This is a genomic window from Noviherbaspirillum pedocola (assembly GCF_016632335.1).
Classification (GTDB): Bacteria; Pseudomonadota; Gammaproteobacteria; order Burkholderiales; family Burkholderiaceae_D; genus Noviherbaspirillum_A; species Noviherbaspirillum_A pedocola.
This window is the reverse complement of record NZ_JAEPBG010000003.1, coordinates 293,089-316,965: the sequence shown is the minus strand read 5'-3', so window position 1 is coordinate 316,965 and position 23,877 is coordinate 293,089. Positions and strand designations below refer to the sequence as shown.

Below are 23,877 nucleotides of genomic sequence, written 5' to 3'. Positions count from 1 at the left end.
CATGTCGGACTCCAACATCAAGACCTATGAATTCGATGCGCCGCTGGGCCTCGCCTGCTCGACCGCTTCCGCCTGGGCGCGCGTGCCCGAACAGCCGGGCCGCGAAGAGCGTGAACAGCTCAAGGCGCGCATCCGCGATTTGCTGAAGGCGCGCGGCGCGGTGCTGGTCGCGCATTACTATGTCGACGCCGATCTGCAGGACCTGGCCGAGGAAACCGGCGGCTGCGTTTCCGATTCGCTGGAGATGGCGCGCTTCGGCCGCGACCACGATGCGCAGACGCTGGTGGTCGCGGGCGTGCGCTTCATGGGCGAGACCGCGAAGATCCTGTCGCCGCACAAGACCGTTCTCATGCCCGACCTGGATGCGACCTGCTCGCTCGACCTCGGCTGCCCGCCCGAGCAATTCGCCGCCTTCTGCGATGCGCATCCGGACCGCACCGTCGTGGTGTATGCCAACACCAGCGCTGCGGTAAAGGCGCGCGCGGACTGGATGGTGACCTCGTCGATCGGGTTGGACATCGTGGCGCACCTGCATGCACAGGGGAAGAAGATCCTGTGGGCGCCGGATCGGCATCTCGGCAGCTACATACAGCGCCAAACCGGCGCCGACATGCTGATGTGGCAGGGCTCGTGCCTGGTGCATGATGAATTCAAGGGCATCGAACTCGAGCTGATGAAGAAAGAGCATCCCGGCGCGAAGGTGCTGGTGCATCCGGAGTCGCCAGCCGCGGTGACGGCGCTGGCCGATGCGGTCGGCTCCACCTCGCAACTCATCGCTGCGGCGCGCGACATGGACGCCACCGAATTCATCGTCGCCACCGACTTGGGCCTGTTGCACAAGATGCGCGAGGCTGCGCCGGGCAAGACCTTCATCGCCGCGCCCACCGCCGGCAACAGCGCCACCTGCAAGAGCTGCGCGCATTGCCCGTGGATGGCGATGAATGGCTTGCGCAACCTGGCCGCGGTGCTGGAGCGTGGACATAACGAGGTCCATGTTGATGCCGAGACGGGCCGTAAGGCGCGCGTATGCATAGACCGCATGCTGGACTTCGCCGCGGCGCGCCGCGCGCAGGTGCGCCCCGGGCCGGACTTGGGCAAGGAAGCGGCATTGTTTTCCGGAGTGGGGCCGGCATGAGCACGCTGAAAAATCCGTATGCGCCTTTCGATGCCGCGCTGAAGGCCGCCTTCGAAGCCAACATCCGGGCCGCGCTGCTGGAAGACATCGGCAGCGGCGACCTCACCGGCCGGCTGGTGCCGGAGAAGGCGATGGCGAAGGCGCGCGTGATCGTGCGCGAGGACGCGGTGCTGTGCGGCGCACCCTGGTTCGAAGCGGTGATGCATCAGGTCGATGCGCGCATCTGCATCAGCTGGAAGCATGCCGAGGGAGAAAAGATGGCAGCCGGCAGCGAAGTCTGCGCCATCGAAGGCCCGGCCCGCGCCATTCTCACGGCCGAGCGCAGCGCGTTGAATTTCCTGCAGCTGCTTTCCGGGGTGGCGACTTCGACACGACGCCATGTCGAGGTCATCGCCGGTACGAAAGCCGTGGTGCTGGACACCCGCAAGACGCTGCCCGGCCTGCGGCTGGCGCAGAAATACGCGGTACGCGTGGGCGGCGGCGGCAATCAACGCCTGGCGCTGTATGACGGCATCCTGATCAAGGAAAACCATATCGCCGCGGCCGGCGGCGTAGCCGCGGCGCTGCAGGCCGCCGCGGCGATGAAGGTCAATGCGCCGGTGCAGATCGAGGTGGAAGACATGAATGAATTGCAGCAGGCGCTCGCAGCCGGCGCGACCTCGATCCTGCTCGACAACTTCGATCTGCAGGGCATGCGTGACGCCGTCGCGCTGACCGCGGGGCGGGCGCTGTTGGAAGCCTCGGGTGGCGTGAATCTGGAAACGCTGCGCGGCATTGCTGAAACCGGCGTGGATCGCATCTCGGTCGGCGCGCTGACCAAGGATGTGCAGGCTACCGATTATTCGCTGCGCATCATCGATTAAGGCGGCGATCACCGGGCGCGATCCAGCACGTGACATCTTGCATGGCGTTCGCAAGTCGATGCGACAGAACGCACGCCGCGCGGGTCTATTGCACATGACACTCGTGACTTCGCCTTTGTAGCCGCAGTTGCAGTTGCAGTGCCGTTGCCGTTGCCGTTGCCGTTGCCGTTGCTTTTAATCCCGTTGATCGCGCCGTGGCGCCGGGCCCTGAAGCGGATAAGGTGCGGCGTCTGTCTGAGCGCAGCGCAGCGTAGCGTAGCGAGTTTAGCCGCGCCCCGCTTCAGGGTTCGGCGACACGGGAACCCCGCGCAGCGGGGCGCGATCTCCGGGTCGCCTTTTCTTGGTTACTTCTTTTGGCGAGCAAAAGAAGTAACCCGGCTGCCGGGCCGGGACCCGGCTTGCTCGCCAAGTGCGCTGGCCTTTTTGGGTCATCGGGCCTCGGATTTCGACCGGGCGGGCCTTTCAATCCAAGCCTCGATTACGCGACGACGACCAAGGCAAGAACCTGCCCCTTCAACGACATCACTCCGGTGATGCAAAACGTTTAGCGCCCCCTCGACCTAGCCGGGTCCCGGCCCGGCAGCCGGCCTACTTCTTTTGCGCGCCAAAAGAAGTAGGCAAGAAAAGGCGCCCCGGAGATTGCGCCCCGCTGCGCGGGGTTCCCGTGCCGTCGATGCCCGGAGCGGGGCGCGGCTAAACTCGCTACGCTGCGCTTCGCTCAGACAGACGCCGCACCTTTTCCCGCTCCGGGCATCGCCGTCACGGCGCAATCAACGGGGTTAAAGGCAACGGCAACGGCAAAGACAGAGGGAAAGACAACTGCAACTGCAACTGCAACTGCAACTGCGACTGCACCCTTATCTCACGCTGCCAACCTGATGCGGACTACCAACGGCCTAAAAGACAATTCGACGTCACCTTGAAAGGGCCGGCTGACTAAACCAACCTACGGAACTGGATCAGCTTGTCCAGTCTTCCAGGCCCAATCCGCCAGGAATGCGCGCAAACGCCCGATCTCGGGTCACGAGAACAACATCATCACCGCTTTGCGCTGCGCGCAATGCATGGGATTTGACATGCGCAGCAATCATCATGTCCAGCGGCGCGAGGGGCATGCCTGCGCTTTCGCAGGAGGCGCGCAGGTCCGCATAGACCATTGCCACTTCCGAAGTCCATGGCAACACATTGACCCGGCTGAGAAAAGCACGGACTTTCATGCTCAAGCCTTGCGGATATCCACGCTTGGCAAGGCCATACAACAGTTCGCCTTCAGTGACTACCGATATGGCGATGGCATGCATGGGCACAGCCACCAGTCGTTCCCGGACAGACGGAATATCTCCCTTGATGATATGGCTGGCGATATTGGTATCGAGCAGGTACGTTTTCACGCCGGCTCATCCGCAAAAGGGTCACGCGATTGCTTACCCTGACTGCGATCTGCATCATTCATGAAGTCGAGCGGCACTTCAGTCGTGGCATCAAGCGAAAAAAACTCTTCCCACGAATCCGGGCGGCGGGAAAGAATCACATCCCCGGTAACCGGATCCCGACGAATATAGACTTCACGCTCTTCAAAACGAAATTCTCGCGGAAGACGTACGGCTTGGCTGCGGCCGGTCGTGAATATCTTGGCTGTCTGGCTCATCGTGATCTCCCGAAAGCAGGTCCGGCCTGCATTTTACGGCAGGCCGGGAGCGATAGGTACCAGGATATGCATCACCAGATCATTTGCGCGGATGCAGCTACGCCGTCCCACCCCCGCTGCCCTCTTCCTCACCCGGCCTCTCCACCTTCCCCGGCTCTCCCAACGTCACCATCGTATTCGGATCCACGCGCATGCCGCGCGTAGCCGCATTGATGCGCTCGAACGGTATCTTCGGCGTCCTGTCCGCATACAGCAGACCATTCGATTCCTGGAAGGTATCGGCGAACTGCGTATAGCAGAAGCCGCTGAACATCGAGGTGACGTTCACCACTTCCAGCAGGCGCTGGTAATGGTCGTAAAAGCCTTCCGCGTCATTCGCGGTGGAATAGCCCCAGGTGCGATCGCGGTCCTGCGGCTTCACATAGGCGATGCCGCCGAACTCGGTCAGCATGATCGGCTGGCCGCGATGCGGATAGCCGTCCAGCGTCAGGATGCGCCCGCCGGGTCGCCTGCGGTCGAACAATTCCTGGGTCTTGTCGGAATAGCGCGCGCGGATCTTTTCCGGGTCGGCGTCGTAGTCATGGATGCCGATGATGTCGGTGGCTGAGGCCTCCCAGCCGTCGTTGCCGATCACGGGACGGGTCGAGTCCAGCGTCTTGGTCAGGTGATACAGCGCTTCGACCGCGTTGCGGTGCGCCTGCGTCGACATCAGGTTCGGCACGCCCCAGGATTCATTGAACGGCACCCAGACCACGATGCACGGATGGCTGTAGTCGCGGTCGATGGCCTCGGTCCATTCACGCACGATGCGGTTGATGGCCTTGCCGGTGAAGCGGTAGGCCGAAGGCATCTCCTCCCATACCATCAGGCCGAGCTTGTCGGCCCAGTACAGGTAGCGCGGGTCTTCGATCTTCTGATGCTTGCGCACGCCGTTGAAGCCCATCATCTTGGCCAGCTCGACGTCGCGCCGCAGCGCATCGTCGTCCGGCGCAGTCATCAGGGTGTCGTCCCAGTAGCCTTGGTCCAGCACCAGGCGCAGCTGGTAGGGCCGGCCGTTGAGCATGAAGCGGTCGCGCGAGATCGCTACCGAGCGCAGCGCGGTGTAGGACGCGATCTCGTCGAGCAGCTGGCCATTGCGGCGCAGGCGCACCTTCGCATCCAGCAGCGTGGGCCGCTCCGGGCTCCACAGCAGTTCGTTGCGCGAGTCGTCGATGCCGGGGTCGGACAGCACGATCTTGCGATGCGCTTCATTGCCCAGCACCTTGTAGACGTCGAAGGCCAGCGTCTTGCCTTGATGCGAGATCTCGACCTCGGCCAGCAGGTCGCCGGATAAGTCGCCTTCCACGTACAGCGAGCAGCCGATCTCGAAGCCGTCAAAATGCGGCGTCCACTGCAGCTTCTGGATGTAGGTATGCGGCACCGTTTCCAGCCACACCGTCTGCCAGATGCCAGTGGTGCGCGGATACCAGATCGAATGCGGCTCGAGCTGCCAATCCTGCTTGCCGCGCGGCTTGGCCAGATCGTGCGGATCATCCTCGACATGCACCGTCACCGTCTGCCGGCCCGATGGATCGAGCGCGCTGGTGATGTCGGCGGAGAACGGCGTATGGCCGCCTTCATGGGTCGCCACCTGGTGGTCGTTGACCCAGACCGTGGCCCGGTAATCCACCGCGCCGAAATGCAGCAGCACGCGCTCGTGTTGCGCAACCTTGCATTCGAATTCGCGCTGGTACCAGCAGGTCGTGTGAAAGCCGCGGTCGTTCACGCCGCTCTGCGGCGCTTCCGGCGGGAACGGCACTTCGATCTGGTGCGACCAGGTGATGTCATGCGCGGGAAAGCGGAAGCGCTCATCGTCATCGAACACAAAGCGCCAGGTGCCGTTCAGCGAAGTCCAGTTGCTGCGCACCAGTTGCGGGCGCGGATAAGCTCGAGTCATGGTTGTCCTTTTTTCTTGATGCACGGGTTCGTTTTCTCGGAATGGCTGGACTTCAGGCGCTGTTGCCGGCCTGCGCGCCAGCGGGCGGCATCACCGCTTCGAGTTCGGCGCGCTCCAGGTCCTCTGCCTTCTTCGCGCCCTGCGTCGGCAGCAGCACGGTGGCCAGTTGCAGCAGCTTGTCGCGGTTGTAGTGGGAGACGACGGCGGCGGCGATGTCGGCGGCGCGGCCGGCTTCGCACAGCGCAATGCAGGCGCCGCCGAAGCCGGCGCCGGTCAGGCGCGCGCCATAGACGCCGGGCTGCTCGCGCAGCAGGTCGCACAAGGTATCGAGCGCCGTGATCGACACTTCATAGTCATAACGCAGGCTGGCATGCGAGGCGTTCATCAGTTCGCCGAAGGCGCGCGCATCCACGCCTGCGACGGCCTGCAGCACGCGCGCGTTCTCGGTCACCACATGGCGCGCGCGCTTTTCCAGCAACGACGGCAGCGCGCCGAGCTTTGCCACATCCGTGACCTCGCGCAGCGAAGGCACGCCCAGCAGGCGCGCCGCCTCACGGCATTCGGCGAAGCGCTCGTTGTACTTGCTGCCGGCCAGCGTCCTGGCCACGCCGGAATCGATGACGATCAATTCCGCGCCCTTCGGAAACGGCAGCAGCCGACGCTCGAGGCTGCGGGTGTCGAGAAACAGCATGTGCTCGACATCGGCCAGGCTGGAAGCCATCTGGTCCATCACGCCGCATTGCACGCCGGCATAGCGGATCTCGGCGGTCTGCGCATCGAGAGCGATGCGCACATCGTCGATCTGCAGGTTCAGCAGCCGACGCAGCGCGCGCAGCACCGCCACTTCCAGCGCCGCGGAAGACGACAGGCCGGAACCCATCGGCACATCCGAATGCACCGAGAGCGCCAGCGGCGGCACCGCGATGCCTTTCTCCATCAGCACCTTCACGCAGCCGGCGACATAGCGCGCATAGCCTTCGGGCAGCTCGTCGTCGAGCGCGAAGTCGGCGCTTTCATCGAGATTCGACGAGTACACATGGAAGCGCTCGTCCTTGCTGCGCGCCACGCTGACATGGGTGCGCTGCGGTATCGCGATCGGCAGCACGAAGCCGTCGTTGTAATCGGTATGCTCACCCAGCAGATTGACGCGACCCGGCGCCGATTCCTCGATGGGCGTGCCCGCGTAGAAGTCTTCGATCGCCATCATTGCGCCTCCAATGGCAGCGGCCGCGCGCGGCCGGCATGCTGTTCGGTTGGCCATTCCGGATCCAGCGTCAGGTTTTCCAGGCCGTCGTCATGAATCAGGAAGGTGTCTTCCAGCTTGGTGCCGGCCAGGCTCGGATTGAAAGCCACGGCCATGCGCGCGGCCAGCGGCACCGCGGTATGCGGCGCGGCCACCACCTCGCGCGCGAGATAACCGGTCAGGCCGCCCTGGTGATGCTGGCGTATCGCTTCCGGATAGCCATGGCCGGCATAGGCATGCGCGAGCGCGGCATACACGTCGGACAGCAGCGCGCCGGGCTTGCAGGCGGCCAGGCCCGCGGCTTCGATCCCGAGCAGCGCTTCCTGGCCCGGATGGCGCGCGGCGCCTTCGAACTGCACGAAGCGGGTGAGATTGGCGATGAGCCCGTGGCCGCGCGCGCAGAACACCAGCATCGCGCGCTTGCCCAGCTTTTCCTGCGTGGCGGTCGCATGCCGGTACAGCGGCAGCCGGCGCTCGCCGGCGACTAAGGTCAGCGCCGGATGCAGGCCGCGCGCCCACAGCGCTTCGGCGCCGGCGCCGGCGAGCTGGTACTCGGTCCAGTCGGGCCGGGCCGCGCGCATCACCTCGGTCATGGCCTGCGCTGCGAGGCGGCCCACGGTGCGATAACGTTCCTGCTCGCCATCCATCAGGCGATAGCGCTGCTGCAGCATTGCGCCGGTGAGGGCGATCTCGTTTTCCCCGGGCCGGTCCGACAGCACCGGCGCGCCACCCGCCAATTGCGTCACCATGTTTTCGCGCACCTCGGGCTCGGCCCACGGCATCGCATGCCATTCGTAACCGCCCGGCACTTCTTCATCACGAAGGCGCTGCGCCTCGATCTCATCGGTAAGGATGTAGGCCTCGGTGGCGCTGACGGCGACTTCGGCTACGCCAGTTTCGGCGGTCAGCAGCACGGTGTTGGAGCCGCCGGCCGTGGCCCAGGCAAACCAGTCGGTGCCGCGCAGACGCAGCACGCCGGCGCCGGTGGCCAACAGCCAGCTGCGCATGATGGTGAGTTTCTGCTCGATTTCCTGGATTCTCTGTTGCATGGTCTCTCTTGTGTCGGGTCAATCGATGTGGACTTCGACCGCCTGCAGCTCCTTGGCCTTTTCCTCGGGCAGCACATCCATGGCGAACATGCCCGCGCCGAGCTCGGTGCCGGCCAGATACTTGAGCCGGTCGCGAGAGCGGTAAGGCGGGAAGAACTCGGCATGCAGGAAGGATTCGGGATGCGGCTTGCCATCGGTGGGCGCCCCGTACCAGGCCATCAGGTAAGGGAAAGGCCGCTGCCACAGGCCGTCGTATTTGAGAATGACTGTCTTCAATGCGCGCGCGAGATCGGCGCGTTGCGCATCGGACAGCTCGCTGAAGGTCGCAACCGGCTCGATGGTCGACACCCAGACTTCATACGGATAGCGCGCGCAGGACGGCACGAAGGCCACCGCATGCGGACCGTGGTAAATGATGCCGGTGGCGGCGGCGAGATGGCTGTCGATCATGTCCTTCAGCAGCGCGCGGCGCGTCTTTTCATAGTGCTGCTGCTGCATGGCCAGCATGCGCGCCGGCACCGGCGGCACGAAGGGATAGGCATAGATCTGCCCATGCGGATGATGCAGCGTCACGCCGACTTCGGCGCCGCGGTTTTCAAACGGCAGCACGTACTGGATCTTGCCGGTCGCGGCCGCGCGCGTGGTGCGATCGCCCCAGACCGACAACAGCAATTCGATCTGCGCCAGCGGCAGCGCGCCCAGCGAGGACTTCGGATCGGTGGTGAAGACCACGACTTCGCAGATCCCGGTGCCCGGCGCGGTCTCGACCAATGCCTGCGGCGGATCATGCGCTTCCATGGACAGCGACGGAAAGCGGTTCTCGAAGACCGCGATCGCATAGTCGCCGGCCGGCAACTCGGTCGGATTGTCGGGCGAGATGCAGACCGCGAGCGGGTTGTATTCCGGCGGTGGCATGAAGGTGCGGCCCTGCCGGTAAGCCGCGTAGGTGATCCATTCGCCGCGCAGCGGATGCCAGCGCAGATGCGGGTTCGCGTTCAGCGGATCGGGGAAAGGGCTCGGCACCGGGCCGTCGAGGCGCACCGGGGACAGGCCATACAGCGTCATCGCCCGGCCGTCGGGCTTGGTTACGTCGAGCAGGTGCATTTCAACGCCCTGCCCTGCGGCTTCCTTGTTCTTACTGTCTTGCAATGTCATCTCCATCGTCTTGCCCACGCAGGAGCTGCGCAAGCGTTACCGGACAAGCATGTGAGTGCTTCGATGAGAAAGGATTCAATTAGTGCCGTGGGGACAGGAAAGAAATGCGGGATTGCTCAAAGGAGCGGCATGTGGAAATGGTTGACGCCGACGACCGGCAGCGCCGCTTCGTGCCTGCCGCGCTCAGTACTTGCTGCTCATCACGCGAAACGGATGAGCACGCATGCGAAGTGAGAAAAACGCCCCCGGCGCGACTTCTTGGCGATTGCAGTTCAGCCTGCCTTGCATTTGCATCCGGCAATGCAAGGCGCAGCTGCAATTCATTGCCGTTGCAGAACCTGGATGATCGGAGGACCGTTGTGCACGGTAGTCACCAGCCGCAGCTCGACGGAGTCGGCATTGAAATAAAACTCGACCGACTTGTCGCGCACCATCGCCGCGTTCAGCATAGCCAGGTCGAAATGCTTGTCCACCAGCTGCTCGCCGAGCCAGTAGCGCACATGCGCGGTTCTGGGCACGCGCATGGTGATGCAGATGCCGCCACCGCTGATGGTGGGCCGGTCTTCCAGACGGTAAGTGCCGTATTCGAAGACATCCAGATGCGTAATCGGCCTGCGGTCCGGCCTGTAGTTCATGGTCCTGTCGACACAGTGGTAGACCGGCCCCGACGGATCGCGCGGCGGCAAGCTGGCGCAGGCGGACAAGGCGCAGACCAGCATGCTCGTCACTTCGACAAGGAACGCGCGCTTGCATTGCATTGCCATCCAGCTCTCCGCCTTCTGCATTACTTCATCCGAAATAAGGATCTGCCTGCTTTGGCGGCTGGTAGCGCGGCGCCAGCGGCCTGACATACGGCATCGTTCCACTCGACGCCGCGCCCTTGTTCCCGCTCATGTCATGCAACCACATCCGCTCCGGGTCCGGCGCATAAGCCGCGGGTATCGGCGACAACGGCAGCCCCAGCTTCTGTGCCATGAACTGATGCGCAAGCTTCAGGTTCCAGTCGCCCAGTCCGCCGCGGTCGTGATTATTACCGATGTCGGAATGGTCGCCCGGCAGCACCGGCTGATACCAGGTCGGACTCAGGGCTTCACCGGGGCGCGCCAGGGGTGCGCTCGGGAACAGGCCGCGCTCTTCGTCGCGCGCGACCGGATGATACAGCTGCGCGCGCGCTGGCAGATCGATGTTGTGGAAGTCGCCCGCCCCGGTGGTGACGGTGTCGAACAGCACGCCGTTCAGGCGCGCTTCGCCGGGCGCGACGATGTAGCGGCTGTACCGCACCTCGGTACGGGTGTCGCCTACCTGCACTTCATAGCGCGATGCATGATCCGGTATGCCTTGCGTGTCGATCATGCGCAGCAGCATGCGCGCCTGCAGCGAGCCGCGCGAAAAGCCCACGCTCAGGAAGTCGAAGCTCGACGCCGGATCGTCGGCTCGGATGCGATTGACTTCCTTCGACATCCATTCATAAGCGCCTGCCACCCGCATCGAAATTCCGGCGCCGGTAGCGCCGCCGAAATATTTGGTGTACCAATCGGTGCCGACCCCTTCGAAATACTTCGTAATGAAGTTGTTGCTGCGGCCTTCGGACATCCACTGCAGCAAGCCGACATTGGTGCTGTCGATGCCGGGCGCGGCATTGTCCAGGCCGCCGAAACCGCGCTTGTTCCAGGTGCCGTCGAGGAAAGCGCCGATCACATAGTGGCTCTCGTCCCCGGGCCGGAAGATGCGCTCCACCGGCAAGCCGTCGATGTCATGCTCGGTTTGGAGATAGATGCCCCGGTCGGCTTGATTGGCCATGCGGCTGCGCTTGTCGAAGTCGGCATCGATGCGGGCATCGCCGGCCGCGGCTTCGGGCGCTGCCGTGGCGCCGGTCTGCACCAGCTGCCACGCATTGCCATAGCCGGCCGCCGCCATCCGGGATTGCGTGATCTCGGCCAGGCCCGCGCTGTCGCTGTAGCCGGGCGCGCTCTGCGCCAGCGCGGCGGCGATGCGCTCATTCCACCGGGCGTCGGCTTCGGCGGTGGATTCCGGATTCCAGTAATTTGCCGCGCGGCGCGCCCGCCTGTCTGCATCGAAGCGCATGCCTTGCGCTTCGGCCGCATCGTCGCGCAGCGAACGCGCCAGCGCATTGCCCAGCGTGTCGGCGGCCGCGTCCGCAATCAGGGATTGCCAGTTCACGCTGCCGCCAGCCACCAGCGAGCGCGTCGCGCCCGATGCCAGCGTGCTGGCCAGCCGGCCGCCCAGGCTGTCCGTGCCGCCGGCTGCCGCGCCGGCGACCGAGCCGGCCGCCGCACCCAGCGCCGATGCCGCCACGCCGCGCCAGTCGAACCTGCGCTGCAGGCCGGTGGCGACCGCCACGCCCTGCGTGGCAATGTTTCCGACCGCGGCGTTGACCAGGGCCCGGCCGGCCGCGCTTTCGATGCCGAGCGAGCCGGCGATGCGCGCGCCGATGCCGGTGGCGCCGATCGCCGCGCCCACGCCGGCGCCAATGGCCGACAGCGCCAGCCCGGACCACGAGAAGCCATCCTGCACGCCGATGGCGATGCCCACCGCTTGCGACACCACCGAGCCGACCACGCTGGAAGCCACGGCCGCGCCGATGGAGCCGCTGGCGAACAGGCCACCACCGGCCGCCGGCGCCAGCACGCCAGCGGAAAACACCGTCGCCGCCACCGCGACGATGGCCACCAGGATCGCGCCCAGTCCGCCGCAACCGCCACCCGATGACTGCGGCGGCGGCGGCGCGGCCGGCACCGTGGGCGAGATGTCGCCGATCGCCTCGCCCGGGTTGTAGACGCGGAAGGTCTCGTGGTTGTTGTGGATGTTGGTGACCTTGTTCGGGATCGTCAGGCTGGTGCCGGGCGTGAGCGCCTCGGTGCCGACCAGGCCGTTGGCGTCGGCGATCAGGTACCACATGCTCGGGTCGCCCCACAGCTGCGCCGAGATCGCGCGCAGCGTGTCGCCGGCGCGCACCACGTAGCTCATCGCCGTGGCGGCCGGATACGACGGACTGATCGGCTCGTAGTTCTGATCGAAGTCGGCCGAGCTGATCGGCGTGAAGCTGCGATAGCCCTGCCTGCGCTGTTCGGTGAAGTCATGCGCCAGCGCCTGTACATAATCCATGCGCGATGGCCCGCCATTGCCGACGTCGCCGATGCGCTTGCCGTCGAGGTAGTAGTAGTTCTGCAGCCGCAGTTGGCCTGGCATCGCTTCCTGGCGGCGCAATATCAGGCCCTGGGCGTTGGTGACGTAATAGAAGCTGGTGCGCGCGACTTCATCGCGCGCCTCCCGCAGATGGCCATTGGCGTCGTACAGCAGGTGCGAGGTGCCGCTCTTCCAGCCCGGTGCGTTGGCGTTGTACGGCTGGGCCGTGATGGTGGACTGCTTGGCGCTGTCCCACCATTCGTAGCCGTAGTAGGTCGTGGTGGTGGTCGGGCCGTCGGCGGCGCTGGTGTGTTCCAGCGTGCCGTCGGCGTGGCGGTAATAGGTCGTCGTGCGGCCGCTGTTGTCCTGTTCCGAGCGCACCAGGTTGTCGCCGTCGTACACGGTATTGCGCTGCAGGGCGAGCGCGCCCGTGGCGCCGTATTCGCTATAGGCGACGACGCGTCCGAAGGCATCGTTCCTGCGCCGTGCGCGCAGGACGCCATCGATGACGGTGTCCTCCAGATAGCCATCGGCGGTGTAGCTGTATTGCTCGGTGTGCAGCTGGCCGTCGTCGCCGTAATGCGTGGCCACGCGGCGCTGGCCGCCAACGTCGTACGCCAGCTGCACGCCGTCCGTGCCAAGCGCGATCGCGACGCTGTTGTCGTCCTCGCGCGTGGCGCGCGGCCCGGTCAGTGCGCCCATGGTCAGCGTGAAGCGGTTCATCGCATCGAAGCGATACCAGTAGTCCTGCGTGCGCAGGCTGCCGTCGATGCCGTCGTGATAGCGCGCCAGCATGTGGCGGCGATTGCCGGCGGCATCGTATTCATAGCGAATGCTGTAGCGCGGATCGGTGACGGTGTCGACCCGGTTCAATGCGTCGTAGCGGATGCTGGCCTGCTGCGCGAAGTCGCGCACCGTCACGTTGTCCGCGGCCAGCAGCGCATAGCCTTCGAAGGTCTTGTTGCCTTCGGCATCGTATTCATACGTCGTCAGCGTGTGCTCGGTACGATCTCGAATGCCGCGGATGTAGCCGTTGTTGTAGTACTCGTAGACGATGTCCTGGCCGGAAGACCCGGTTTGCGCGATCAGCCAGCCAGCGCGGTTGTAGTTGTAGACGAAGCGGCGACCGCCGAGATCCTGGTGCGACAGCAGGCGGCCGAACAGATCGGTGCTGTCGATCAGGGTGCGGCCATTGGCATCCGTCGTCGTCTTGCGGTAGCCGCTATGGCCGACACCGCCAGATGCGGCCACGATGGCGGAATACGCATGGTCATAGCGGGTGACGCGGCCTTCGTAACTGACGGCGCGAACGACGCGGCCCAGGCTGTCGAAATAGGTGCGCTCGGTCAGGCCCAGCGCGTTGGTATGCGCGATGCGGTTGCCGGCTTCATCGTATTCATACACGTCATAAGCGGCCCCGGCGATCGCGCTGGCGCTGGCCGCATCGCGCAGCGGCCGCACCACGCGGGTCAGACGGTTGTTGCGGTCGTACAGGTAGTCGGTCTGGCGGCCGAGTTCGTCGAGCGCTTCGCGCAGGTTGCCGAAGATGTCGTATTGGTTTTTCATGCCGCTACCGTCGGCATGGCGCACCAGCGCGTATTGCCTGAAGCCGCCCGCCAGCCAGGCCTGCGTGCCGAGCATGCCGTTCGGATCGCGCTCGGCGACGAGCTGGCCGATGCGGTCGTAGGTGTAGAAGGTGGTCGGGCGCAGCGTCTTCACATAGCCGTTTTCCAGCGTGGCCGTGGTGGTCGGCGCGATCCTGGCCGTCATCAGGCCGAGGGTGTTGAACTGGTAATCGGTGATGCGGCCCAGGCCATCGATTTCCTGCGCGACTTCGCCGAAGGCATTGGCGCGCTGCTGGCGGTGTATCACCGTGGCGTCGACAGTCACGCCGCCGATCACCCAGTTCAGCGCGTTGGCGCTGCCGGTGTCGCCAACTGTGAAGTAGCCGAATGTGCGACCAAGACTGGCGCCGGCGGCATCGAAAAGATCGTAGAAGTACTCGTAATCGGCATTGCCGGCGATGGGCTTGAGCGCCGACACATCCCAGGTACAGGCGCCATCGGCCCCGCGTGTCAGATCGACCGGCCCCGCATAGGCACCCGTGGTGCTGCGCAGCCGGTAGTACAGCTGCAGGCGTGCCGCTTCGGCCTGCGGCGGCGCGATGCTCAGTTCCGGCGTGCGTTGCGAGACATACTGGGACAGCACCGCGGTACTGGCGCCGAGCTGCATGCTGCCGCCGCCCTTGTTGACCAGCCCGCCGGCGGCATTCACCGCTTCATAATCGAACTCGTAGCGGAAGGTGCTCTGATCGAAAGGCGTGAGCTCGGACGCATCCCACAGGAAGGTGCCGGACCCGGCGGTGGTCGGCAGCAGCCTGACGTTACGATACGTCTCATTGCTGCCCAGCGGCCGATAGCGAACGGTCATGCTCGTGGCGTCAAGCGGATTGCCGCCGAAGCGGATCGTGCCGGGCAGGTGCTGAAACGGCGTCAGCCCGCTCAGCAGCATCGGCCCGGCGTCATTCAGTCGCACGCTGCCGTAGAGCTTGTTGACGATGTCGCCCGTGCCATTGAGGCCAGCGTGGGTTTCGAAGATGACTTCAAAGTCGCCGGCAAGCGCGCCATAACTCCACGCGAAGTTGCCGGGCGCGCCAGAGGCATTGAGCACGGCGGCCGAGGTCCACGCGCCATTCGCGCCGAGCGGGCGATAGCGCACCACGAGGGAATTGGCCGTGGCGCCCTGGGCCGCGATATTAAGCACGTTGCCGGCCTGGAAGATGAATGACTCGCTACGCGCCGGACCGAAGCTGGCCGGCGTGAGATTCATGGTCGCGCCAGCATCGAGCAGGTTCATTGCGCCCTGCTTGAAATCGACGATCGTGCCCGCGTTGTCGAATGCGAGCAGCTTGACGTCGTAGCTCGCGCGCGCCATCGCGGACCAGTCGAGTCCGTACCAGCCCGGAACCACGCTGCCATTGATCGCATGAGCAGGCAAGCGCAGCGCCTGGTAGGGTCCCGTGCTGCCGGCGGCACGGTAGTACAGCGTTACCGTCGCAGCCGAGGCGGAGGCCGAACGGAACAGCATCAGCTTCGGAATCGGCGTCGAAATCGGGTTGGTGAAGGCTGCCTGCAGCAATGGAAGATTGGGGCCCGCGCGCGAGAGCGGGCGAACGCTGCGATCGGTCTGCGACAGCAGGATATTGCCGTACGGCGTCTGCCGGTAGACCGACAGCACCAGGCGATGCGCGGCGTCGCCCGGCACGAATGCAAACGGATCGGCGAGCGCCGCGTCATAGCCCGACAGGCCGCCGATGGCGGGTCCGAGATCGAACGTGGTCTGCCCGTCCGGGAAGGTGTAGGTGCCGGTCGCGGCCGGATTGCCGTTCATGTATTTCGTCGCCACGATGACGGTCCCGCCGCTGCCCCAGGCCGAAACGCTGGCCGGCAGGCTGACGGTGAGACGCCCCAGGTAAGCGACCGTGAAGCGCGTGACCAGGACACTGGTCACCGAGCCGCTTTCGACGACGCTGCCCGATGTCACCTGAGCCGCAATGCCGCGGCCTTCTTCTATCGTGCCGGCGGGTCCGACGGCATCGGTGGCGACATCGGTGCTGGCCAGCGTGACTGTCACACCGCTGTAATTGGCCGCCGTCATGCGCACTGTCGCCGTCGAACTCTGCACCTGCGCCGCCGCATGGCTGGTCACCATCTTCGGCTGCCATGTATCGATCAGCGCATTGCGCCGGTCATACGCCGAAATGGTCAGATGCACGCCGGCCGCATCCTGCGCATCCGGGCGCACGCTGCCATTCGAGATCTGCAGCATCTCGTCCAGCGTCATCGGGCGCAGGTCCGGCCCCGAGGATTCGATCTTCAGCGTCGTGTTGCCGGCCGCATCGAATACATAGGCCCGCGTTATGCCATCGCCGGCATTGCCCTTGACCAGCCGGCCGCCATGGTCGTATTCGGCGAACTCCTGCCAGCCATTGTTGACGCCCTTGCCGATAACCTGGCCCCAGGCGTCGTAGCGCGTCTGTCGCGCTTCGCCGCTGCCGGCATCCAGGCGTTCGATCTCGCGGTTGCGCGCGTCGTAGCGGTAGGTCGTCGTGTCGGTAAGCTGCGCGCCATCCGCATCGCGCCGCCAGCGCGTCTTGCGCGTGACGTTGCCGACCGCGTCGTAGTCGTAAGTGGTCACCGCGCCCATCGCATCGGTCTCGCGCATCAGCCGCCCGCCGGGGCCGTAGTCGTAGCGCGCGACCTGGTCTTCCATGCCCGGCGCATTGTTGGTGCCGCGCCGGATGCTGGTGCGCGCATTGCCCAGGCCGTCGTAAGCCGTGTCCGTGGTCGGCCGCACCGGGTTGCCGAGGAAGTCGATGAAGCCCGCGCCCTGCTCGCGCAGCTTGCGGCCCATGGCGTCGTAGACGATGTCGGTCGTGTCGCCGTTGGCATCGGTCTTTTGCGTCATCAGGCCCAGGCCGTTCCAGCGGTAGCGCGTGCTCGCCTCTGCCGTTGCGCTCGTCAGCAAGCCGCCGGCGCCGACCGTGCCATAGGCCACGTTGACGCGGGTCTCCTCGAGCAGGCGGCCGTTGCGGTCGTAACGGTAGCGGGTGATGCGGTCGTCCGCCGATGTCGGCCAGGCCGCGAGGATCGCAGCGGCGTCATTCGCGGGTTCGTAGCGCTGGCTGGCGCGCTGCGCATAGCGCGTCTCGGACAAGACCTTGCCATTCGCGTCATAGGTCCAGGCGATCGCGTCATTCTCGGCATCGATCTGCAGCACCCGTTGCCCGAGCCTGTCGTACCAGTTCGTCGTCACATTGCCGTTGCCGTCGATGCTCTGCACGACGTTGCCTGCGGCGTCATACATCTGCCGCGTCACGATGTCGCCGCGGCTGACCTGATACTGACCGTTCTGCGCGTTGTAGCGACCCAGCGTGACGTCCCTGACCGTGGTGGCGATCAGCCGGCCGTTGCCGTCATATGCATACAGCGTCTGGCGCGCATTGCTTGCATTGACTGGCAGCGGCGGCTGCGCGCCGGGGCGCAGTGGCAGCGCGACCGGGTCGCCGAAGACGATGCTGGCAATCGGCTGCATGCCGGCGTCATAGCGCCACAGGCTCAGGGTGCCGTCCGGCGCGACTTCCGCGCTCTTGCGGTTGCGCGCGTCGTACCAGGTGAGCGTGCGCCGGCCGGCGGCGTCGGTCTCTTCGATCAGGTTGCCGCGCGCGTCATACGTTTTGCTCGTGACCGGGGTGACGACCCTTGTGCCGCCGGCGGCGTCGAACATGCCGAGCGCATCGCCGGTCTGGCGGATGACGCGATCGGCGGCGTCGTAGTCATAGCGCGTGATGCGCTGCTCGGGCAGGCCGGCCGCTTCGATTTCCAGGATGCGGTTGCCGCGCGCGTCGTAGTCGTAGCGCTTGACGATGCCGTCCACGGGCAAGGTTTCCGAAGTCACGCGGCCGTTGACGTCGAAGTCGTAGCGGGTAACGCCGCCGAGCTTGTTGACCACGCTGATGCGGTTGGACAGGCTGTCCCAGGCATAGCTCTCCACATGGCCTTCGGCGTCGGTGCTTTGCACCAGGCGGTCGAGCTTGTCGTAAGCGAAACGGGTGACGGCGTCGCCCTGCGTCACGCGCGCGGTCTTGCCGCTGGCGGTGTAGGCGGTCTCGGTGACATGGCCTTCGGGATCGGTCTGCCGGATCACGCGGTTGGCGGCGTCGAAGACGAAGCCGCCGACGTTGCCGCGCGGATCAGTGATGGCGATGGCGTTGCCGAAGGCGTCATAGCGGGTGCTGGTGACGCCGCCCATCGGGTCGGTGACGCGGACCACACGTCCAGCGGCATCGAACTCGCGCAGCGTGGTGTGCGCCTTCATCAGGGATTCACGCTCGGCCGCGGACAGGCTTGCCGCCAGGCGCGCCTGTCCGCCCGGGCTCACGTAGCCGAGTTCGCGCCGCGCTGCCAGCGCCCAGTCGGCATCGCTCTCGGCCAGGCCGATGCCGATGGCGTCGATGGTGGCGACCAGGTTGCCGTTGGCGTCGTAGCGATAGCGGGTGGTGGCCTCGACCGCGTTGCCGGCGGCTTCGGTTTGCGCGACGCGTCGGCCAGCGCCGTCATACGCATAGCGGGTGCGCGTCATGGCGCTGGTGCCGGACGCGACCATCAGCCCGGTCAGGTTGCCGGCGGCATCGTAGTCGCGGTGCGTGACCACGCCCAGGCCATCGATGCTGTCGATGAGACGGCCGGCGCGGTCCCAGGTCTGGCGCTGCTCGACCGCACTGCCAAGCGTGCCGGCGGCGATTTGCGCGTTGATGTCGGCCAGTGTTGGTGCTGGCCCGGCGTTGAGCCGGTTGGCGTAGCGCAGCGTGCGCACCACGCGGCCGGCAGCGTCGAAGTCGCGCCGCGTGACGTAGCCCATCGCATCGATGCCGAGCGCTTCGCGGCCGGCGGCGTCGAAACGGTGCTGGCTGATGCGGTCCAGGCCCGGCGCGGCATTGCGGGCGATGGCGGCGCGCAGCGCTGCTTCATCGGGCAGGTCGGTGAAAGGCATCGGCCGCAGATAGGCGACTTCGCGCACCACGTTGCCGGCGGGGTCGCGCTCGAAGACGGTGACGGTATCGAGCGCCGAGATCGTGGCCAGCAGGCGGTTCGCCGCGTCGTACACATGGCGGGTGACGCGGTCGTTGGCACTGGCCACGGCAGCCAGCGCCGTGGTCATCGCCTCGACCGTGAACGCGGAGGAAGAAGCCGGCAACGGCTGCGCATAGCGGGTCTGGCGCACGAGATTGCCATTGCCGTCGTAGTCGTTGCGCGTGACCTGGCGCAGGGCATCGATGGCAAACACAGCGCGGCCATCGCGGTCGTAGAGGGTGCGCGTGATCTGGTCGTTCGGGCTGATGACGACGCGCGCGGCAAACTCGGCCAGGCCCGGCGCATCCGGCAGGCTCGTCAGGTCGACAGGGCTTGCCAGGCGCGCCACGGCGGTCTGCCGGCCTTCGCCGTCGTATTGATAGGCGGTGACGGCGCCGGTGCCGTCGATGCGGTAGCGCAGGCGCGCATTGGCGTCATACACCATCCGGGTGCGGTTGCCTGCCGCATCGATGGTGCTGACGAGGTTGCCGTCAGCGTCATACGCATACCGCGTCGTCAGGTTCAGCCCGCCCGCATCCTGCGTGCTGCTGATGCGCCGGCCCAGGCCGTCGTAGGCGTACACGGTGATTTGCGCGGTCGGCGTGCCGTCGGCGTCGATCACCGCGAGCGTGTTGCCGCGGGCATCAAAGCGGTAGCGCGTGACGAGCTTGAGTCCGCCGGGGTCGCGCGTGACCGTGCTGAGCTGCCCTTTCGCGTCGTAGGCGGATTGCGTGACGCTGCCATCCGGCGCGGTCACGCTGATGGTGCGGCCTTGCGCATCGTAGGCATAGCGCGTAACCAGGGCCAGCCCAGCCGGATCGACGGTGCGCGTGAGCACGCGGCTGGCGGCGTCGTAGGTGGTTACGGTGGACACGCCGCGCGCATCGACGGTTTCGATCACGCGGCCGACGGCGTCGACGCGGTTGGTCTCGACGCTGCCGGTGGCGTCGTTGCGGCTTTCCATCAGCTTGCCGTCGCGGTCGTAGCGATAGCGCAGGCTGTTGCCGCGGCCATCGATGAGCTGCACCGTTTCGCCATGGCGGTTGCGTATCGTGATCGTGCGCACGCCTTCGGGCGTGGTCAGCGTCATGCTGCGCGCGGCGGTGTCGTAGCGCCAGGTGCTGGTCTGGCCGTTGCCATCGGTTTGCGTGAGCACACGGCCGTAGGCGTCATAGCTGGTGCTGCGTGAAGCATTGCCGGCATCGAAGCTTTGTACTTCGCGCCCGAGCCGGTCATAGCGCAGGCGGCGCACATTGCCGCGCGCGTCGCTTTGCAGGACGACACGCCCGAAGGCGTCGTATTGCCGGCTGCGTGTGGCGCGCAGGCCGGTGCTGTCGTCGATGCTGGCGATTTGCAGGCCGCGCCGGTCGTAGGACACGAGGTTCGTGATTCCGGCACCCTGCAGCGTCGCGCCGGTCCGTTCGCCGAAGGCATTGACCTGGTAGGTGGTGAGATTGCCGAGCTCGTCGTTGCTGGCGGCCAGCGTGCCGTCGCGGTTATAGCTGTAGCGTGTGGTGGCATCGCTGGGACTGGCGACGATGGCCGCGGTTACGGCGGCATCGACCAGGCCGCCGCCGAGCTGGGCCAGCGCCGCCGGCGCGATGCGCGTGGCATAGCGCGTGCGCGCGATGCGCCGGTTCATCGCGTCGTAGCGCGCGCCTTCGACTTCGCCTTGCGCATTGATCGTGTACACGAGCTGCCCGGCGCGGTCGTAGTAATAGCGCGTGGTGTTGCCGGCGGCGTCCGTCATGGCGATGCGGCGGCCGGCCAGGTCGTAGCGGTAGCGGGTGGACCAGGCGTTCCACACGGCCTCGATATCGGCCGGCGCTGCATTCGTGCCCAATGCCGCCAGCGCGGCGCTGCCTTCGCCGCCAAGTTCGGCGACCAGGTTGCCGGCGGCATCAAAGCGTTGGGTTTGCGTGCGTTGCTCGTCGCTGCCGGCAGCGGCGCTGCGGCGCACGAGGTTGCCAACGCTGTCGTATTCATACCGGGTCGACGTGCCCGTCGCATCGGTTTCCAGCGTCTTGCGGTTCAGCGCGTCCCAGGCCGCGCTCGTGTCCTGGTCCGCGGCGCTGAGTGCCGGGCGCAGCGTGGCCACGGTTGTCGCCGGGCCGAGGGCAGCCAGCGCGGATGCGCTTACGGCCGTGGCATAGCGCAGGCTGGCGATGCGGTTGCCATTGCCGTCGTAGCGGTATTCGGTGAGATAGCCTTCGCCGTCGATGTCGCCCGCAACCCAGCCGCGCGCATCGTAGAGCGTGGTAGTGCGGATGTCAGCGGCGCTGTTGGCCGGGCGCAGCGCTTCGAATGCGGCGACGTCATCGGCATAGGCGCTCACGGTGGTGCCGACGAGCACGCTAACGCCCGACAACGATGTGCTGCGCGTGCTGCGGCTGGCGTCGAACAGGCCGGCCGGCGTTGCATAGCGCACGGTTTGCCAGGCGCGCCGCGCACCGTCGTAGCGGATCTCAGTGACGCAGCCTTCGCCATCGACCGTGCCGCGCAGCAGGCCGTCGGCGTCGTAGTAATAGCGGGTGATGCGGTCGGCGGCAGGATTCAGTGTGGGCGCCACGTCCGCGGCGGGCGTGCGTTCGTCCAGCAGCGCCGGGGTTACGGTGTTGGCGTAGCGGATGGCGCGCATGATGCGCCCGGCGCCGTCGTACACGTTTTCGGTGACGGCGCCGTTCGGCGCGACCGTCTTGATCAGGCGGCCGGCGCCGTCGTAGAAGTTGCGGCTGACGGCGTCGGCCGCATCTGCCGCGGGGCGCACCGCGTCCAGGCCCAGCGCCATGGCGGCCTCGCTGGCGCTGCCGTCGGCATTCACGCTCAGGCCGCCGAGCATGGCTGTGCGCGCGCGGCGGATGGTGGTGATCACGCGGTCGTTGCGGTCGTACACGTACTCGGTCAGGTTGCCGTTGCCGTCGAGCTCGCCGCTCTTGCGCCCGTCGGCGTCGTAGAACAGCCAGGCGCGCACGCCGGTGGCGTCGGTCGTCAGTCGCAGGCGTCCATTGCGGTCGTAGCTGTAGCGCGTGATGCCTGCGCCGGCGCTGTTGCTGCGCAATTGCGCGATCAGGCGGCCGGCGCGGTCGAAACTGCTGATGGTCTGCGCGCCATCGGCAGCGGTTTGCGTGACCCGCCCGCCGGCGTCGTCGTACTGGTAGCGCGTGAACTGGTTCAGCGCGTTGACCGACAGCGTCAGCCGGCCGAGGCCGTCGTACACCATGCGTGTGGAGGCATTGGGCGAGCCGGTCGGGGCGATGGTTTGCAGCAGCCTGCCGGCCGCGTCGCGCAGGAAGGTGGTGGTGGCGGCGGCAGCGGCGATGCCGTTGCCGGCGGCGTCCAGACTGGCATAGACGGTGCTGCTGGCGAGCTGGCCGCGGAAGTCGTATGCGTAATCGGTACGGCTGCTGCGCGACCTGTTGGCGAGCGCGTTGACCCAGGCCGCCATCTGCGCTTCGCCAGGCACGGCGAAGGGATCGGCCGCAGTGCTGATCCAGGTGTCGGCGACATAGGTAATGCTGGAAACGCGTTGCCCGAAGCCATCGTAGCGATGCTCGGTGACGCGGCCTTCGGCGCTGATGACGAAACGCAGCCGCGCCGCGCTGTCATACACGTGGCGGGTGATGAGCGGCGCGCTCGGCTGCGCATTGAGCACGCCGCCCGGACCGCGCGCCAGGTACAACGCTTCGGTCTGCAGGCGGTTGCGTGCATCGTAGACGCGCCGCACCAGGTTGCCTTCGGCATCGCGCTCGAGGATGCGGTTGCCATTGGCGTCATAGCCGTAATCGACGCCCTTGCCTTCGCCATCGATGGTGCGCGTCACGTCGCCCTTGGCGTTGTAGATGAACTCGCGCGTGGCCAGCACGCCGTCGACCGCGGGCGCGACGATGCGCGCCAGGCGCCGGGTGGCGGGGTCGTATTCATAGGTCGTCACCAGCCCGAGCGGGTCGTACACCGTGGTGCGGTTGCGGTAGACGTCGTCGTACACGAGCCGCGTGGTGGCGCCGAGCGCATCGGTCAGCGTGACAATGCGTCCGGCCGCGTCATAGGTGAAGGCAAGGCTGCTGCCATCGCTTTGCGCAATGCCGCTGATGCGGCGGCTGCTGCCGTCGTAGGCATAGGTGCTGACGTAGACCTTGCCGTCGCCGATGGCGCTGTCCTCGGGCGACAGGTCGACCGTCACGCTGGCCAGGCGATTGAGGTTGTCGTAGGCATAGCGCACCCGCGTTTGCGTCACGTAGCCGTTGGCAAAGACATCGCGCACGCTGGTGCGGATCGCCAGCAGGTTGGCGCTGCGGCCCGGCGTGGTGTCGTAGAGCAGATCGGTGAATTCGCCGTTGGTGCCGGTGACGCGGGTCAGCAGGCCGGCGGCGTTGTAGGCATAGCCGATCGTATTGCCGCTGGTGTCGCTGCTGCTGGTGAGCAGGAACATGCCGCCTGCGCCGGGCTGGTAGGTCTCGGTGATGCCGGTGTCGCCGTCGGTCCATAGCCATGCGCCATTGGCCATCGACACCAGCGTGTCATATGCGCCGGCGCCGTTCCGGTAGACATAGCGAGAGAGCGCGCCATCCCACTGGAACAGCTGCTGCGCGCCATCGGCATCGATGCGGGTGATACGGCTGCCGATGCCATTGACCGGGCCGATGAGGTTGTTGAGCTGCCGATAAAAGCCGATGCGCCAGTTGTCGTTGTTGTCGCCATCGACGACGGCCTGGCTGTTGTAGGTGCGCAGCGTACCCAGTTCCAGGCCGCGTCCCATCAGCAGTTCATCCTGGCGCTGCAGCACCAGGTTGCCGCTGGCGACGTTGACGTAAGCCCGTTCGCCATTGCCGCCCGCCGCCGCGATGCCGCCGGCCAGGCCGAGCGTGTGCAAGGATGTGTTGCCCAGCCCCAGACCGGTGCCGGTGATCAATGCCGCCATGACCTCTCTCCCGCGATTGGTGTTCGAGGCGGCGGATGCTGGCTTCATTGCAGGGGCAAAACAAGTTCCCGCTGGAATGTTTGCGGCGAAACGGGATAGGGAAAGAACTTAGGGCGGTGGCCGCGCAGGACCGCTTGGGCTAGCGGTCATT

At 66.1% G+C, this 23,877-nt stretch carries 10 protein-coding genes; 2 read left to right on the top strand and 8 right to left on the bottom strand.

What is annotated here, in order from left to right; genetic code table 11:
- Position 1 precedes the first annotated feature (1 nt).
- Positions 2-1,135 (top strand): quinolinate synthase NadA, encoded by a 1,134-nt coding sequence (gene nadA / locus JJB74_RS09885; protein WP_200591682.1) that lies wholly within the window; start codon positions 2-4, stop codon positions 1,133-1,135.
- The gene (gene nadC, locus JJB74_RS09880; protein ID WP_200591681.1) at positions 1,132-1,998 is read left to right on the top strand and encodes a carboxylating nicotinate-nucleotide diphosphorylase; all 867 of its coding nucleotides are present in this window, start codon (positions 1,132-1,134) and stop codon (positions 1,996-1,998) included. Before nadA ends, nadC begins: the two co-directional genes overlap by 4 nt.
- Positions 1,999-2,957: 959 nt before the next feature.
- Here nadC and JJB74_RS09875 read toward each other — a convergent pair.
- The 8 genes from JJB74_RS09875 to JJB74_RS09840 all read right to left on the bottom strand — a co-directional run bounded on the left by JJB74_RS09875 (position 2,958) and on the right by JJB74_RS09840 (position 23,726).
- Positions 2,958-3,389 (bottom strand): type II toxin-antitoxin system VapC family toxin, encoded by a 432-nt coding sequence (locus tag JJB74_RS09875; RefSeq protein WP_200591680.1) that lies wholly within the window; start codon positions 3,387-3,389, stop codon positions 2,958-2,960.
- Positions 3,386-3,646 (bottom strand): antitoxin, encoded by a 261-nt coding sequence (locus JJB74_RS09870; protein ID WP_200591679.1) that lies wholly within the window; start codon positions 3,644-3,646, stop codon positions 3,386-3,388. Before JJB74_RS09870 ends, JJB74_RS09875 begins: the two co-directional genes overlap by 4 nt.
- A 97-nt stretch (positions 3,647-3,743) precedes the next feature.
- Positions 3,744-5,582 (bottom strand): glycoside hydrolase family 2 protein, encoded by a 1,839-nt coding sequence (locus JJB74_RS09865; protein ID WP_200591678.1) that lies wholly within the window; start codon positions 5,580-5,582, stop codon positions 3,744-3,746.
- Between the two features lie 52 nt (positions 5,583-5,634).
- The gene (galK, locus tag JJB74_RS09860; RefSeq protein WP_200591677.1) at positions 5,635-6,789 is read right to left on the bottom strand and encodes a galactokinase; all 1,155 of its coding nucleotides are present in this window, start codon (positions 6,787-6,789) and stop codon (positions 5,635-5,637) included.
- Complete coding sequence (locus JJB74_RS09855) at positions 6,786-7,874, bottom strand: M24 family metallopeptidase (RefSeq protein WP_200591676.1); 1,089 nt, start codon at positions 7,872-7,874, stop codon at positions 6,786-6,788. Before JJB74_RS09855 ends, galK begins: the two co-directional genes overlap by 4 nt.
- 18 nt (positions 7,875-7,892) lie before the next feature.
- Positions 7,893-9,023 carry a galactose-1-phosphate uridylyltransferase gene (gene galT, locus JJB74_RS09850; RefSeq protein ID WP_234484077.1) on the bottom strand — a complete coding sequence of 377 codons (1,131 nt, stop codon included), beginning with the start codon at positions 9,021-9,023 and terminating at the stop codon, positions 7,893-7,895.
- A 326-nt stretch (positions 9,024-9,349) separates the two neighbouring features.
- Positions 9,350-9,793: a hypothetical protein gene (locus JJB74_RS09845; RefSeq protein ID WP_200591675.1), complete on the bottom strand. Its 444-nt coding sequence runs from the start codon at positions 9,791-9,793 to the stop codon at positions 9,350-9,352.
- A gap of 25 nt (positions 9,794-9,818) precedes the next feature.
- A complete protein-coding gene (locus JJB74_RS09840) occupies positions 9,819-23,726 on the bottom strand; it encodes a phospholipase effector Tle1 domain-containing protein (RefSeq protein ID WP_200591674.1) in 13,908 nt (4,635 codons plus the stop codon).
- Positions 23,727-23,877: the final 151 nt, after the last annotated feature.

Coding starts and splice junctions, on each gene's coding strand:
- nadA (WP_200591682.1), top strand. CDS start 2: ATGTCGGACTCCAACATCAAGACCTATGAATTCGATGCGCCGCTGGGC.
- nadC (WP_200591681.1), top strand. CDS start 1,132: ATGAGCACGCTGAAAAATCCGTATGCGCCTTTCGATGCCGCGCTGAAG.
- JJB74_RS09870 (WP_200591679.1), bottom strand. CDS start 3,646: ATGAGCCAGACAGCCAAGATATTCACGACCGGCCGCAGCCAAGCCGTA.
- JJB74_RS09865 (WP_200591678.1), bottom strand. CDS start 5,582: ATGACTCGAGCTTATCCGCGCCCGCAACTGGTGCGCAGCAACTGGACT.
- galK (WP_200591677.1), bottom strand. CDS start 6,789: ATGATGGCGATCGAAGACTTCTACGCGGGCACGCCCATCGAGGAATCG.
- JJB74_RS09855 (WP_200591676.1), bottom strand. CDS start 7,874: ATGCAACAGAGAATCCAGGAAATCGAGCAGAAACTCACCATCATGCGC.
- JJB74_RS09845 (WP_200591675.1), bottom strand. CDS start 9,793: ATGGCAATGCAATGCAAGCGCGCGTTCCTTGTCGAAGTGACGAGCATG.
- JJB74_RS09840 (WP_200591674.1), bottom strand. CDS start 23,726: ATGGCGGCATTGATCACCGGCACCGGTCTGGGGCTGGGCAACACATCC.